Raw genomic sequence first — 14,407 nt, forward strand, 5'->3', positions numbered from 1 at the left:
CATGCCACCCACACGCGGCACCGCCGAGCCCGTCCCGGCCACCGAACACATCGTGCGACACCTGCTCGGCATCATTCCCCGCCGGCACGTCGAACAGGGGAATCTGCTGCGGGAGGAGATCCGCGCCACCGTCGCCCACTGCCTCGACCTGGCCACTTCCCTCGCCCCCGCACAACCGGCCCGCACGGTCGGCATCTTCGCGGCCGCCACCCGGTGGGCGGGCGTCGGGGTGCGCATGGACACCGTCCAGCATCTGGTCCACGAAGGTTTCCGCCTGTATCTCGACGAGTACCTGCGTGATTCGAACACGCCGCGGCACAACGACATACGCAGGCTCTTCGACGCCCTCCACGCGGTCACCACGACCGTCTCGCTCGCCTACCTGTCCGTCGCCCCCGCCGACGAGCAGACCGCTCCGCACGCCGTCGCCGCCGCACTGCTGCGCGGGCACCACCCTGCGAAGGTCTACCGGGAGTACGGCATTCCGGTCGCCGACCGTTACACCGTGCTCGCCGTGGCGGTCGACCGGCCCACCGAGGAGAATCCCGGCCGCCCCGCGGAAGGGCACAGCATCCGGCAACGCATGCAACTCTGCCTCGCGGTGCACTGCGGCAGGCACGTGCCCAGCCTGCTCAGCGCGATCGGCGGAACGATCCTGGTACCGGCGGCGCCGGTCGCCGCGGACCGCCTCACCGACTTGGTCGCCGCGCTGGCCGCGGTGGTGCCCGCGCCACTCACCGCCGCCGCCATCGCCGCCGAGGCCGAGCAGATTCCCGGCGCCGCCGACCAGGCGCACGAACTGCTCGACATGGTTCGTCGCCTGCAGAGCCCACCCGGCCTGTATCGCTTCGAGGATCTGGCCCTCGAATACCAGCTCACCCGGCCGGGCCCGGGACGCGACCGGCTGGCCGCCCTGCTCGATCCGCTGGAGGGGCATCCGGAGTTGGTCGAAACCCTGCGCGAACACATCCGCAACGACTTCAACCGCAGGCGCACCTCCCGGACGATGTATCTGCACCCGAACACCGTCGACCATCGGCTCAAGCGCATCGGCCGCCTCACCGGCTTGGACACCGCCGTTCCGCACGCGCTCTACCGATTGCGCGCCGCGCTCATCGCACGGACCTACACGCAACCGCCGGGGCCCGAACAGTCCGCGCGATGATCTTTCAGCGACCGCATCACCGGGCCGACCGCACTCGAGCTGCTGCGCAGCTCGAACGGGGAGCCGCGAACGCCCCGATTCGGATTCCGGCCGACCGACTAGGGTCATCGACATGGAACTACGCATCTTCACCGAGCCGCAGCAGGGTGCGAGCTACGACACCCTGCTCACCGTCGCCAAGGCCACCGAGGACCTGGGCTTCGACGCGTTCTTCCGCTCCGACCACTACCTGAGCATGGGCGGCGCCGACGGGCTGCCCGGCCCCACCGACGCCTGGATCACGCTTGCCGGTCTGGCCAGGGAGACCAAGCGGATCCGGCTGGGCACACTGGTCACCGCCGCCACCTTCCGGCTGCCTGGCCCGCTGGCGATCCAAGTGGCGCAGGTGGACCAAATGTCCGGCGGCCGAGTCGAATTCGGTTTGGGCAGCGGCTGGTTCGCCGAGGAGCACGCCGCGTACGGCATCCCGTTCCCCGCCGACAAGTTCGCCCGGCTGGAAGAACAGCTGGCCATCATCACCGGGCTCTGGGCGACCAAACCCGGCGACACCTTCAGCTATGACGGAAAGCACTTCCAGCTCACCGACTCCCCCGCCCTGCCCAAGCCGGTGCAGGACCCGATCCCGGTGGTGATCGGCGGGCAAGGCGCCACCCGCACCCCGCGGCTGGCCGCGCAATACGCCTCCGAGTTCAACATGCCGTTCTCCTCCATCGAGGACAGCACGCGGCAGTTCGACCGGGTGCGCGCCGCCGCCGAGGCATACGGCCGCGCCGCCGACGACCTGGTCTACTCCAACGCGCTGGTGGCCTGCGTGGGTGCGAACGACGCCGACGTGGCGCGCCGGGCCGAGGCGATCGGCCGCGAGGTGGACGAGCTGAAGACCAACGGCTTGGCCGGCTCACCCGCCGAGGTGGTGGACAAGATCGGCCGGTACGCCGAGATCGGCACCAGCCGCATCTACTTGCAGGTACTGGACCTGAGCGATCTCGAGCACCTCGAGCTGATCTCCGCGCAGGTGCAGTCGCAGTTGTCGTAGCGCTCAGTCCAGCGGACGGTTGGTCGGCACCACGACGAAGCTCGGCGCCGACGGGTCGAGCTTCAGGTGTTGCGGCTTCAGCTCGGTGTTGTTGAGCATCGGCCGGAAGGCCAGCGCCTTCGGCGAGTTACCCGCGAAGACGTCGATCCGCAGCCGGTGGCCGGGTTGCAGCACCGCTTGGGTGGGAATCACCGCGATGTCCAGCGCCACCGGCTCACCGGGCACGACCGGCCGCACGCTGTCCAAGGTGATCGGATTGAACGGTTCGGTCAGGTCGCCGGTCGGTGTGCGGCTGCTCTTCTGCTCGTCGACGGCGCGCAGCGATGCGGTCAGCTGCCCGGTGGACAGCACCTTCGAGCTCCCGTCGGGCGCGACGTCGTTCATGGTGACGCTCCAATAGCCGTCGGTGGCGTCGTGCACCGCGTTCAGATGCACGTTCACCGGCCCCGAGATGACGGTGGGCTCGGTCGTCGGCGCGCTGGTGAAGGTCAGCGCGTTGCGCTCGGCGATGCGTGAGTCCTTCGCGCATACGTCCAGCACCGCCGCCATCCCGGCCGAGCCCTGCGCGGTATCGCGGGAACACGCCGAGGCGACGCCCGGCGCCACCGTCAGCGTCTGCCGTTCGCCGGGAGCGGTCATCGTCAACGATCCGTCGTACACGGCCTTTCCGGCGGTGCCGCTCGGCTCGGCCGACAGATACACGCGGCGGTGGTTCAGATCTTTCTGCGGGAACTGGCCGAGGGAGATCCAGCCGCCGCCTTGTTCCCACACGGTGATCGGCCCGAAATCGCCCAAGCCGTGGTCGGTGTCCTTCAACCACTTGTCGAACCAGATGCGCTGCAACACGTCCAGCCGCGGCGGCGCCCCCGGAATACCGGTTCCCGCACCGGGATTCGCGTGATAGGTGTCGCCGACGACCAATTGTTTCTGTCCCGCGGGCAGCGGAATCGCGTTGTACAGCTTCGTCGCGCTGTTGGCGAAGATGTCGTGCCAGCCGCCGTAGACGAAGGTGGGCACCGTGATGCGCTCGGGATGACCCTCGATGCCGCGCCGGAAATAACTGTTCTCGTCCAGCGCGTCGGCCAGCGCGGGCGGCACGTGATCGAGCGACGGTGTTAGCAGCGCCTGGGCCAGCAGGTCCACGTTGCTGGCCGGATCGGACATCCGTTCCTGCAGCCACCCCCAGTCGAAGGTGCCCTTCAACATCGACTGCACGTCGGGAATCAGCTTCAGCTGGTTGACCGTGCTGAGCCACATCGGAAGGAACGTCGTCCCCACGCCGCCGCCCGGCGCGACGACGTCGCGCATGAGGTCGCTGCCCGGCTCCACCGGGAAGATCGCCCGCAACGGCGCGGGGGCGTTCTCGGCGGCGCGCAGCTGGTTGATTCCCGAATAGGAGCCGCCGCTCATCCCGACCCGGCCGTTCGACCAAGGCTGGGCCGCCGCCCACTCGATCACCTCGCGGGTGTCGAGCTGTTCCCGCTCGCCGAGGGTGTCCCATGCTCCCTGGGAGAAACCAGTACCTCGCACGTCGGCGACGACCTGCGTGTATCCGGCGCGGATCAGATCGCGATCCAGACCGAGCACCGTCTGCACGGTGCCGCCGTCGACCGCGTGCAGCAGATCGCCGAAACCACTGACCGGCGTGCGTGACAGATTCACGCGATTGACCAGCCGCACGGTCAACGGCTGCAACCCGGGCACCGCGAGCGCCGTGTCGATCAGGTTGGTCATGAGCTTGGTGTACGGCGTGAGATTGACGATGGTCGGCAGCGGCTGCCGCTCTACCTCGCCGCCCTCCTTCACCGGCCGGTAGACGTTGGCCTTCAACACGACACCGTCGCTCATCCGGATCGGCACATCCCAGTCGATGTGCACGTCGGCATACGGCTGGGGACCGTCGTGTAACGCCGTCCACCGCACACTGTGGGCATCGACCGACGGCTCCGCGGCCGCGGGCACCGACACGAATCCCATGGTCGCCGTTACCGCGACCATGGCCATCGTCCGGATCGCCCTGATCGTCGTTCGTCTCACGCCACGCCCCGCTGCCATCTCGCTCCCTCGACCGGTGTGCGGACCGACCATCGATCGCCCGATTGGGCGACAACGTAGCAATCTTCCGGCGAATAACGCGGGAGGTGCGGTCGGGCCGGTTTGTCGCGAGCGAACAGACGGTGAATGCCGCGTCGCCACCGACGATGCGGCTTAGGGTGGGACACATGACGCCGCTGCAGCGCTACATCGCGGAGGAGATCGCGGCCGATCACGCCGACGGGCTGCTCACCCGGCGAGAGGCGGTGCGCAGGCTGGGGCTGCTCGGGCTCGGCGCCACGGCCGCCGCCACCCTGCTGGCCGCCTGCTCGAACTCCGACACCGGTATCACCGATTACTCGCCCTCGCCCACGTCGCCCCCGACGCCACCGGGATCCGCCACCGCTCTTCCGACGAGCGCCGTCACCTTCGCCGGTCCCCGCGGGACGCTGCAAGCCGCGTGGGCGGCGGCGCCGCAACCACGGGGCGGTGTGCTGGTGGTCCACGAGAACAAAGGTCTCACCGACCACATCCGTTCGGTGACAGGGCGTTTCGCGGGGGCCGGATATTCCGCGCTCGCGGTCGACCTGCTGTCCGCACGAGGCGGAACCGCGACGTTCGCCGATCCCGCCGAGGCGACCGCCGAGCTGAGCCGGATCCCGCAGGACCAGCTCGTCGCCGACTTGCGCGCCGGACTGGACGAACTGCAGCGGCGGGTCGAGGAAAAGAAGCTCGGCGCCACCGGTTTCTGCTTCGGCGGCGGCCTGACCTGGTTGCTGCTGGCCTCGGGCCCGTCTCAGTTGGCCGCGGCGACACCGTTCTACGGGCCGTTCCCGGACAACGGCGATCTGACCGCGTCGAAAGCCGCGGTGCTCGGCATCTACGCGGCGGCCGACGCCCGCGTGAACGCCTCCCGGGCCGCCGCGGAAGCGGCACTGGCCCGTTCGGGCAACCCGCATCAGATCTTCACCGCCCCCGATGCCGACCACGCCTTCTTCAACGACACCGGTCAGCGGTACAACGCGACGGCCGCCACCGAGGCTTGGCGGCGCGTATTTGACTGGTACGGAACGTATCTCGGCTGATGCGAACCGGATCGGGCCGTTCTCTCGGCGTCCGGAGCCTCTTCACAGGCCCGGATTCCGACCGGCGGTTCCGCTGGTCCGCCCGGCACGCGCACGCTTGCGACAGGAGGCTTGTGGCACCGAGACGGTGCCATACCCGCACGACCATCGCCGCACTCCTGCTCGGCGCGGCGCTGACTGCCTGCGGAAACGACAGCTCGACCGCACCGAGGAGCACGCCTCCGGCGACGCGCACCGCCGCGCCGAGCAATCCCGCCGGACGACCCGACCTCGACGCCGCCGAGGAAATCGCCGGTAACCTCGACGTGCCGTGGGGGCTGGCCTTCCTGCCCGACGGCGCGGCGCTGGTCGCCGAGCGGGACTCCGGACGGATCCTGCGTATCGGTACCGGCAGTGCGCCGCAACAGGTGTATCAGGTGCCCGGCGTGACCGCCCGGGGCGAAGGCGGACTGCTGGGGCTCGCCGTCGCGCCGGACTACGCCGAAAGTCGTTATGTCTATGCCTATTTCACCGCCGATACGGACAACCGGATCGTCCGGTTCCGGCTCGACGGCCCACCGGAGGTGCTGGTGGCCGGGATCGCGAAGGCCGGGAATCACAACGGCGGGCGAATCGCGTTCGGGCCGGACGGCATGCTCTACGCCGGGACCGGCGACGCCGGGCAATCAGGACGATCGCAGGATCCGGCGAATCTCAACGGGAAGATCCTCCGTGTGACGCCCGAAGGCCGCCCGGCTCCGGGCAATCCGTATCCGGGCTCGCCGGTCTACAGTCTCGGCCACCGCAACGTGCAGGGTCTGGCATGGGACCGCGACGGGCGATTGTTCGCGGCGGAATTCGGGCAAGACCGGTTCGACGAGATCAATCTGATCGAGCCCGGCCACAACTACGGCTGGCCCGAGGTCGAGGGGTCGGGTGGCGCCGACCGCGGCTTCACCGATCCGCTGCTGACCTGGACCACCGCGGAAGCCTCACCGTCGGGGATCGCCATCGCCGGGGACACCCTGTACGTCGCCGCGCTGCGCGGCCGTCGGCTGTGGACCGTGCCGCTCGCGGACGGCCGCACCGGTGCACCCCGTGCCGAATTGCGCGACCGGTACGGCCGGTTGCGCACGGTGGCGGTCGCGCCGGACGGAGCGTTGTGGCTCACCACCTCCAACACCGACGGTCGGGGCGAACCGGTCAGCGGTGACGACCGCGCCCTTCGCTTCCCGGCCCGCTGAGCTTCGCCGACGGTCGCGGTGTGACGAGCACCACGGACACTTATGTTGTGCACAACCGAATTGCTCACTACATTATTGCTCATGACCGATCACCTCACCCTCGACGAGCAGCTCTGCTTCCCGCTCTACGCGGCGTCCCGGGCGATGACCGCGGTCTACCGCCCGAAGCTGGAACGGCTCGGGCTCACCTACCCGCAGTACCTGGTGATGCTCGCGCTGTGGGAGCGCGACGAACGCAGCGTCGGCGACGTCTGCCATGCGCTCGACCTGGATTCCGGCACGCTTTCCCCGCTGCTCAAGCGGCTGGAGGCCGGGGGCCTCGTGGAGCGGCGGCGGTCGGCGTCCGACGAACGCCGCGTCGACATCCGGCTCACCGACCGAGGACGCGCCCTGCGCGCCGAGGCGGGCGACATCCCGGCCCAGATGGGCGAGGCCAGCGGCTTGTCCATGGACGACATCGCCGCATTGCGCGACATCCTGCGCCGACTGACCGATTCGCTGAAATCTCAGCTGAACGAAGGAGAATAGACATGCCGATCCTCTACACCGCCGAGGCCCTGGCCAGCGGCGACGGACGCAACGGCCGCGCACGCACCACCGACGGCAAGCTCGACCTGAATCTGTCGGCTCCCAAGGAACTGGGCGGCGACGGCGAGGGCACCAATCCCGAGCAGCTGTTCGCGGCCGGGTACGCGGCCTGCTTCCATTCGGCGCTGCGCCTGGTCGGCAAGCAGGTGAAGGCGAACATCGACGACTCCGCGGTCGGCGCCAAGGTCGGGATCGGGCCGAACGACGCGGGCGGCTTCGGCCTTGCGGTTACCCTGGAGGTATCGCTCCCCCATCTGTCCAGGGAGGACGCGCAAGCGCTCGCTGACAAAGCACACCAGGTCTGCCCGTATTCCGACGCGACCCGCGGCAACATCGACGTCCAGGTCCTCGTAGCCGAGGACTGATCGAGAAGGAGCGGATATGCGTGCCGTAGTCATCGAACGGTTCGGTGAACCGAAGGATGTACTGACCACCGCCGAACGCCCGGTCCCCGAGCCCGGCCCGGGCGAGGTGCGACTCGCGCTGATCCTGTCACCGATCCACAATCACGATCTGGCCATCGTGCGTGGCGTGTACGGCTACCGGCCCGAGCTGCCCGCCATCCCGGGTAGCGAGGCGGTCGCGCGGGTAGACGCGGTGGGTCCCGGCGTCACCGACATGTCGGTCGGACGGCGCGTGACGGTGTCCGGTGCGATCAATGTGTGGGCCGACTACTTCGTGGTCCCGGCCCGCCAGGTCGTCCCGTTGCCCGACACGGTCTCCGACGAGACCGCGGCCCAACTGCTGGCCATGCCGTTGAGCGCGCTGATGCTCATCGAGGACCTCGGGCTGCGGTCCGGCGAGTGGCTGGCGATCAACGCCGCCAACGGCGCGGTCGGCAGGCTCGTCAACGTCTTCGCCCGGCAGCGCGGTCTGCGCGTGCTGAATCTCGTTCGCGGCCCAGGCTCCGTCGCGGCGCTGCGGGAACTCGGCTACGAGCCGGTGCTCGACACCGAGAGCGAGGGCTGGCGTGACCAGGTGGACGCCGCCACCTCCGGTGCGCCGATCGTCCGGGCCGTCGATCAAGTGGGCGGTCGCGCCGCGGCCGACGAACTGGCATTGCTCGCGCCCGGCGGTCAGCTGATCTCCTTCGGCGCGCTCTCGGGCAAGCCGCTGACGCTCGATCCGGGCAGTCTCATCTTCGGCCAGGCCGTGGTCAAGGGCTTCTGGGGCTCCAAGCGGATCGAGGAGATCGGCGCGGACCAGCGCGGACGGCTGATCAGCGAACTGATCGATCTCGCCGCTCGCGGTGAGCTGCGGCTGGACATCGAAGCCGCCTACCCGCTCGAGGCCGCGGCGGACGCCGCCGTCGCCACCGAGACGCCGGGCCGCGCCGCCAAGATCGCGCTGCGGGGTCAGCCCGCCTGACCGGCGTTCAGCACGGCCATCGCGGCATTGTGCCCGGGAATGCCGCTGACGCCGCCGCCCCGGATGGCGCCCGCACCGCACAGGAACACGTTGCGGTGGCCGGTCGCCACGCCCCACCGGGCGCCGGGGTCGGCCGGGTCGGCGTCCTCGGGGAGGTAGGGGAAGGCCAGGTCCCGGTGGAAGATGTGTCCACCGGGCAGGCCGACCTCACCCTCGAGTTCGATCGGCGTCTTCGCCTCCAGGCAGGGCGCGCCGTTCTCGTCTCTCGCCAAGCAGTCCGCGATCGGTTCGGCGAGCACCGAATCGAGTTGCGCCAAGGTCGCTTTCACGAACTCTTCTTTCGCCGACGCGTGGTCGGCGGCGAAGAGTTTCGCGCGAGCGTGCAGTCCGAACAGGGTGAGCGTATGCGCACCCTGCTCAGCCAGGTCCGGTGCCAGAATCGTCGGATCGGTCAATGTGTGGCAATAGATTTCGGCGGGCGGCGCGGACGGAATGCGGCCGATCGCGGCCTCGCCGTAGGCGCGGTCGAGTTGGGCGTACGACTCGCCGATGTGGAAAGTACCGGCGAATGCTTCCCGTGGCTCGACTTCGGCGTCGCGCAATCGCGGGAGGCGGCGCAGCAGCATATTGATCTTCAACTGCGCACCCTCGGGCTTCGGTGGCAGCGGCTCGCCGAGCAGCCCGGCGAGCGTATACGGCGCGACGTTCGCCAGGACGTGGCGCGCTCCGATCTTTCCTTCTTCGTATCCGACTTCCGCTGTGTCGCCGTCGGTTTCGATGCTCGTCACCGTGCAGTCGGTGACGATCTCCGCGCCCGCTTCGCGCGCGGCCGTGGCCAGTGCGTCGGTGAGCGCGCCCATGCCGCCGATCGGCACGTCCCAGTCGCCGGTGCCGCCGCCGATCACGTGGTACAGGAAGCAGCGATTCTGCCGCAGCGACGGATCGTGCGCATGGGTGAACGTGCCGATCAGCGCATCGGTGAGCACCACGCCGCGCACCGTGTCGTCGGCGAAGGTCGACTCGATCGTCTCACCGAGCGGCCGCTCGAACAGCGCTTCCCAGGTGGCCGCGTCGTCCACGATGTGCCGTAACGCCTCCTTCGACACCAGTGGCATGGTCAGCGTCGGAAAGACCCGCCGGGCCAACTCCCCCATATTCGCGTAGAACCGCTGCCATGCGCGGAATTCCGTATCCGAGCCGGTCAGCCGCGTGAAACTCGCCTCCGTCCTGGCCTGCGCCGACGAGACCAGCAGACCGCCCTCCCGTACCGGCGTGTAGGACGAGACCTCCCGCCGCCGCGTCTCGAACCGCAAGCCCAAGTCCGTCACGATCGACCACGGCAACAGGCTCACCAAATACGAGTACCGCGACAACCGCGCGTCGACGCCCGCGAACACCCGCTCCGATACCGCCGCCCCGCCGGTATGCGGCTGCCGTTCGAGCACCAGCACCGACCGCCCGGCCCGAGCCAGATACGCGGCGGCCACCAACCCGTTGTGCCCGCCACCGACGATCACGACATCGTAGGAAGAGCGCGTCGGCGTCATGGATTCTCGATAGCACGAATCGGCGTCGGGCGACAGCGTCCACGCCTACCGCCACAGCGTGGCGATCCGGCCGGGGCCGTCAGCGCAGTCGGGCCGCGAGCCCGTCGAGGACGACGCCGAGTTGCCGTTCGAACCTGCTGTCACCGTCGTCGCGGAGGTGCCCGGCGGCCTTGACCAGTTCGGCGCCTTCACCCAGCCACTCATCACGTTCGGCGAGCGAGTACCGCGCCGGGTCGACGTCGGCCGACTGGTTGCGCTCCTGTTCCTCGATAACGAAGCCGACGACGTACGCGGTGACCAGGTCGAGCGCATCGTCCGCCTCCGCCAGTGCGAACCCGGCCGCGGTCAAGCGCGCGAGCCAGGATTCCTTCGCCCGCACCACTTCGGGGTCGGAGAAGCGCGTGCCGCTGAAGATGCGCGCGCCGTCCCGGTGGCGCAGGTATTCCGCGCGCAAGACGCGGGCGTAGGCGGCGACGTCGTCGCGCCAGTCGGCGCCGGAAGCGATCGCCGAGAGGGCGTCGGTGACGCGGCGCATCACGAACGTGCTCATCTCGTCGAGCAGTTCCTGCTTGTCACGGACGTGCCAATACAGCGCTGGGGCCTTCACCTGGAGCCGGGAAGCGAGCGCACGGACGGTGAGCGCATCCATGCCCTTCTCGTCGAGCAGTTCGAGTGCCGCCGCCACGATCCGTTCCCGGGTGATGCCCTTTGCCACGGTTGACACCTTAACAAAGTTCAGGAAAGGTGGGTGATGCGATTGATTTAACTTAGTTAAGGAGCTTGTCATGCGTGCTGCAGTCGTCGACACCGCAGGAGCGACACCGGTCTGCGCGGACTTCCCCGACCCGGAACAGCGGCCGGGCCGGGCGCCGCTGAGACTCGTCGGCGCGGGCCTGCACCACGTCGTCCGCGGGCTGGCATCCGGCCGGCATTACGGCAGCGACCATGCCTACCCCCTCGTGCCGGGCGTCGACGCCGTGGCCCTGACCGACGACGGGCGGCTGGTCTACACGGGCCTCGCCCGGTCGCCGTGGGGAACGATGGCCGAATGGCTGGTCACCCCGTTCGAGGTGGAGCTGCCCGCCGGGGCCGATCCGCTCGCGACCGCCGCAGGCGTGAATCCCGCCTTGTCGGGCTGGATGCCCCTGACCACCCACCGCAAGGAGACAGGCGAACTCGGCACCGTGCTGGTACTCGGGGCCACCGGCATGTCCGGCAGCCTGGCCGTGCGAGCGGCGATGTCTCTCGGCGCGAAACAGGTCATCGCGGCCGGGCGCGATCACGAGGCGCTGGAACGACTGCGAGGCCTCGGCGCCGTCACCGTTCCGCTCGCGGCCGCCACACCCGACGCCGGGGCGGCAACCTTCGCCGCCGTTGTCGCCGAGGCGCAGCCCACGCTGGTGCTCGACTTCGTGTGGGGTCCCGTCGCCGAGGCCACCTTCGCCGCACTGGCGAAGGGCGGCATGGACGACGACGGCACGGCGATCGACTACGTGCAGATCGGCTCGCTCGCCGGAGCCGAGGCGGCGTTGCCCGCGGCTCTGTTGCGCAGCAGGCGGATCCGGATCAGCGGCAGCGGCGCGGGCTCGGTTTCGAAGGCCGCGATGATCGCCGAGCTGCCCGAGGTCCTCGCCAGGTTCGCCGACGGCACCTTCGACGCGCCGTACACCGACTACCCACTCAGCCGCGTCGCCGAGGCCTGGGCGCATCAAGGGCGCACCCGCGCCGTCGTCGTCCCGGACTGACCGGACCGGCGCGAGAAGGGAGGAAACGGGCAGATACGGCTTCGATGTCGCGGTTGGCCGCCGGGATGTCGCTCGACTGCGGGAATGCCTTGCGGTCTTCGGCTATAGGCCGAGAACAGGGCTCGGTCAGGTAGCCGCGGTGAGCAGGGCCACCGCGGCCGCGCGAGCATGCCCGCCTACACCGGCCGGATCATGCATCGCCGCGACGACGGTCGCGCCCTCCACCAGCATGAGCAGCTGACGGCCCAGCACGGCGGGATCCTCTGCTCCGGCGCGGGCGGCGATGCCGGTGAAGAGGTCGAGATAGCGCTGCAGGTGCCGCGCGGTGATGGCCCGCACCTCGTCGTCGTAGTGCTGGGCCGACGCGTTCACCATGGCGCAGCCCCGAAAGGCCGGTTGTGCGTACCACTCGCCGAGCGCGTCGAAGACCGCGGCCAACTGCTCGGCGGGGTCGTCGCCGGCCGACTCCACCGCACTCGCCAGCCACCCACCCACCTTTTCACTGCGCGACTCCAGCATCGCTCGCACGAGCCCGTCTTTGGTGCCGAAGTGGCGATACAAGGTCTCCTTGGACACCCCGAGCCGCGCGCACAGTTCGGCGACACCGATTCCGTCGAGGCCGCGCTGGTACAGCAGCGGTTCCGCCGCTTCGAGGATGGCGGCGCGAGTGCGCGCCGGGTCTATCGTCGAGCCTTTGGCCACGGGCATACATAGATGGTAACGGCTGGTTCGATCACCTGCTAGCATCCAAGGTCGTACCGATCGGTTCGACCTTGGAAAGGCCCGCGTTCATGACCCCGATATGGCAAGCCGCGCGCCTCGCCCTCGGCACCGCGTCGGCATTGGGTTTCGGACGGTTCGCATACGGCTTGCTGTTACCCGCTATGCGAAGCGACCTCGGCTGGAACCTGGCCGGTGCCGGAATGCTCAGCACCGCAAACGGACTGGGCTATCTCGTCGGCGCCGTGGCGACACCCGCAGTGGTTCGCCGCCTTGGCACGGCAGCCGCGTTCCGCACCGGGATGACGCTGACCGCAACGGCGTTGACGTCCACCGCCGTCGGCAACGACCATCTCTTCCTGCTCGCGACCAGAGCCGTGGCCGGGGCGGCGGGTGCGGTCGTCTTCATCACCGGCGGCGTCATCGCCTCGCATATCGCCACGCACGCGTCATCCGGCACGCCCATCGCCGTCTACTTCGCGGGCACGGGGGTCGGCATAGTGCTCAGCGGCACAACCGTGCCGCTGGCGGGGGATCACTGGCGGATGGCGTGGGTCGGCCTGGGTGTCGCCGCAGGCCTTGCGGCCCTGGCGAGTTGGACCGCCACCCGCGTCGACTCACCGGCTCCGAAAGTGGCCGGACACGCGCACTTGCGGCCACTGTGGCCGACAGCGCTCGCGTATCTGCTGTTCGCGGGTGGATACATCACCTACATCACTTTCCTGTCCGCGTACCTGGCCGATCGGCACGCCTCGACGCTCGAGGTGATGTCGGCCTGGACCGCGATGGGACTCGCCGTCATCGCGGCACCTGTTCTGTGGAGCCGCCCCATCAGCCGCTGGCCCGGAAGCAGAGCGCTGTGCGTCCTGCTCGCCGTCTTGGGCGCGGGCGCGGCACTGGCGCTGGTCACTCCCGCACCACCTGTCCTGCTCGCCTCCACAGTCGTCTACGGGGCAACCTTCATGAGTGTCCCCGCCGCGGTCACGGCCTTGGTCAAGAACAACACCGTACCGGTGGATTGGACCGCGACGCTGGCAGCCCTCACGACGGTGTTCGCCGTCGGGCAGACCGCAGGACCTTGGATCGCCGGGATCGTCGCGGATCACACGTCCACCGACGCCGCACTCGCCTGCACAGCGATCGCATGCATCGCCGCGTCAGGTAGCGCCGCCATCCCACCCCCTCACTCCCCCGACCAGAAGGAGAACGACAATGACGAATTTCGTCCTGATTCCCGGCATGTGCCACGGCGGCTGGTGCTTCGAGCAGCTCACCGAGCAGCTGCGCACGCGCGGCCATCGCGTGTTTCCGCTGACCCTCGCCGGGGTCGGTGAGCGCGTTCATCTGCGCCACGGCGTGAATCTGGACACTCACATCCAGGACGTCACCGCGGTGCTGGCGGCCGAGCACATCACCGACGCCGTCCTGGTGGGACACAGCTACGGCGGCATGGTGATCACCGGCGCCGCCGATCGCGCGGCGGCCCGGGTGAGCGCGCTGGTGTACCTCGACGCCGTGGTTCCCGGGCACGGGGACTCCTGCTTCACACTGGTTTCCGAGGAAGAGCGGCGGTGGTACCTCGACGTGGTCGACACCGGCGACGCGGTCCGCCCGCTGCCCTTCTTCGATCCGCGAGCCACAGCGCACCCGCTCGCGTCGGTTCTCCAACCACTCACGCTCACCGGGGATCTCGGCCACATCCGGCGCAGGGATTACGTCTACGCGGCCGGATGGGAAACACCCTCACCGTTCACCGCCACCTACCAGCGATTGCGGGACGACGCCGGGTGGACGACTCACGCGCTCGACGGCGGGCACAACCTGATGCGCGACGCTCCCGAAGACCTGCTGCGCATACTGCTCGACGTCGCCGAATCGCACTGACGTCCAAGCGAT

Annotated in this window: 14 protein-coding genes; 10 read left to right on the forward strand and 4 right to left on the reverse strand. The window is 69.2% G+C overall.

Annotated elements, in window-relative coordinates; all coding sequences use genetic code 11:
- The first annotated feature begins 1 nt into the window (after nt 1).
- Together ACIHAX_RS25000 and ACIHAX_RS25005 are read left to right on the forward strand one after the other, a co-directional pair.
- Nucleotides 2–1,165, forward strand: coding sequence for a PucR family transcriptional regulator (locus ACIHAX_RS25000; RefSeq protein WP_397279839.1), 1,164 nt, complete (start codon nt 2–4; stop codon nt 1,163–1,165).
- A 112-nt stretch (nt 1,166–1,277) separates the two neighbouring features.
- Nucleotides 1,278–2,201, forward strand: coding sequence for an LLM class F420-dependent oxidoreductase (locus ACIHAX_RS25005; RefSeq protein WP_355076384.1), 924 nt, complete (start codon nt 1,278–1,280; stop codon nt 2,199–2,201).
- Nucleotides 2,202–2,204: 3 nt separating this feature from the next.
- Here the strand turns inward: ACIHAX_RS25005 and ACIHAX_RS25010 are convergent, their stop codons facing one another.
- Nucleotides 2,205–4,178 carry a CocE/NonD family hydrolase gene (locus ACIHAX_RS25010; protein ID WP_397279931.1) on the reverse strand — a complete coding sequence of 658 codons (1,974 nt, stop codon included), beginning with the start codon at nt 4,176–4,178 and terminating at the stop codon, nt 2,205–2,207.
- Between the two features lie 245 nt (nt 4,179–4,423).
- On the opposite strand from ACIHAX_RS25010, the gene ACIHAX_RS25015 reads away from it, so the two are divergent.
- The 5 genes from ACIHAX_RS25015 to ACIHAX_RS25035 all read left to right on the forward strand — a co-directional run bounded on the left by ACIHAX_RS25015 (nt 4,424) and on the right by ACIHAX_RS25035 (nt 8,499).
- Nucleotides 4,424–5,320 (forward strand): dienelactone hydrolase family protein, encoded by an 897-nt coding sequence (locus ACIHAX_RS25015; RefSeq protein WP_397279841.1) that lies wholly within the window; start codon nt 4,424–4,426, stop codon nt 5,318–5,320.
- 113 nt (nt 5,321–5,433) lie between these two features.
- Nucleotides 5,434–6,543: a PQQ-dependent sugar dehydrogenase gene (locus ACIHAX_RS25020; RefSeq protein WP_355076389.1), complete on the forward strand. Its 1,110-nt coding sequence runs from the start codon at nt 5,434–5,436 to the stop codon at nt 6,541–6,543.
- Nucleotides 6,544–6,624: 81 nt separating this feature from the next.
- Complete coding sequence (locus ACIHAX_RS25025) at nt 6,625–7,071, forward strand: MarR family transcriptional regulator (protein WP_355076391.1); 447 nt, start codon at nt 6,625–6,627, stop codon at nt 7,069–7,071.
- A 2-nt stretch (nt 7,072–7,073) separates the two neighbouring features.
- Nucleotides 7,074–7,496, forward strand: a complete 423-nt coding sequence (locus ACIHAX_RS25030; RefSeq protein ID WP_397279844.1) for an organic hydroperoxide resistance protein — start codon at nt 7,074–7,076, stop codon at nt 7,494–7,496.
- A 16-nt stretch (nt 7,497–7,512) separates the two neighbouring features.
- Complete coding sequence (locus tag ACIHAX_RS25035; protein ID WP_364433521.1) at nt 7,513–8,499, forward strand: zinc-binding dehydrogenase; 987 nt, start codon at nt 7,513–7,515, stop codon at nt 8,497–8,499.
- Here the strand turns inward: ACIHAX_RS25035 and ACIHAX_RS25040 are convergent.
- Together ACIHAX_RS25040 and ACIHAX_RS25045 are read right to left on the reverse strand one after the other, a co-directional pair.
- The gene (locus tag ACIHAX_RS25040; protein ID WP_364433524.1) at nt 8,487–10,046 is read right to left on the reverse strand and encodes an NAD(P)/FAD-dependent oxidoreductase; all 1,560 of its coding nucleotides are present in this window, start codon (nt 10,044–10,046) and stop codon (nt 8,487–8,489) included. The genes ACIHAX_RS25035 and ACIHAX_RS25040 overlap by 13 nt on opposite strands.
- A 79-nt stretch (nt 10,047–10,125) precedes the next feature.
- Nucleotides 10,126–10,761 carry a TetR/AcrR family transcriptional regulator C-terminal domain-containing protein gene (locus ACIHAX_RS25045; RefSeq protein ID WP_397279847.1) on the reverse strand — a complete coding sequence of 212 codons (636 nt, stop codon included), beginning with the start codon at nt 10,759–10,761 and terminating at the stop codon, nt 10,126–10,128.
- Between the two features lie 70 nt (nt 10,762–10,831).
- Here ACIHAX_RS25045 and ACIHAX_RS25050 point away from each other — a divergent pair, with 70 nt between their 5' ends.
- Nucleotides 10,832–11,791 carry a zinc-binding alcohol dehydrogenase family protein gene (locus tag ACIHAX_RS25050; RefSeq protein WP_397279849.1) on the forward strand — a complete coding sequence of 320 codons (960 nt, stop codon included), beginning with the start codon at nt 10,832–10,834 and terminating at the stop codon, nt 11,789–11,791.
- A gap of 126 nt (nt 11,792–11,917) precedes the next feature.
- Here ACIHAX_RS25050 and ACIHAX_RS25055 read toward each other — a convergent pair whose 3' ends face one another.
- Nucleotides 11,918–12,499: a TetR/AcrR family transcriptional regulator gene (locus ACIHAX_RS25055; protein ID WP_397279851.1), complete on the reverse strand. Its 582-nt coding sequence runs from the start codon at nt 12,497–12,499 to the stop codon at nt 11,918–11,920.
- 83 nt (nt 12,500–12,582) lie between these two features.
- On the opposite strand from ACIHAX_RS25055, the gene ACIHAX_RS25060 reads away from it, so the two are divergent.
- Together ACIHAX_RS25060 and ACIHAX_RS25065 are read left to right on the forward strand one after the other, a co-directional pair.
- Nucleotides 12,583–13,845 carry a YbfB/YjiJ family MFS transporter gene (locus tag ACIHAX_RS25060; protein ID WP_397279853.1) on the forward strand — a complete coding sequence of 421 codons (1,263 nt, stop codon included), beginning with the start codon at nt 12,583–12,585 and terminating at the stop codon, nt 13,843–13,845.
- Nucleotides 13,751–14,395 (forward strand): alpha/beta fold hydrolase, encoded by a 645-nt coding sequence (locus tag ACIHAX_RS25065; RefSeq protein WP_397279933.1) that lies wholly within the window; start codon nt 13,751–13,753, stop codon nt 14,393–14,395. The genes ACIHAX_RS25060 and ACIHAX_RS25065 overlap by 95 nt, the downstream gene beginning before the upstream one ends.
- Nucleotides 14,396–14,407 lie beyond the last annotated feature (12 nt).

It is taken from the genome of Nocardia sp. NPDC051929 (assembly GCF_044548645.1).
Lineage (GTDB): Bacteria > Actinomycetota > Actinomycetes > Mycobacteriales > Mycobacteriaceae > Nocardia > Nocardia sichangensis.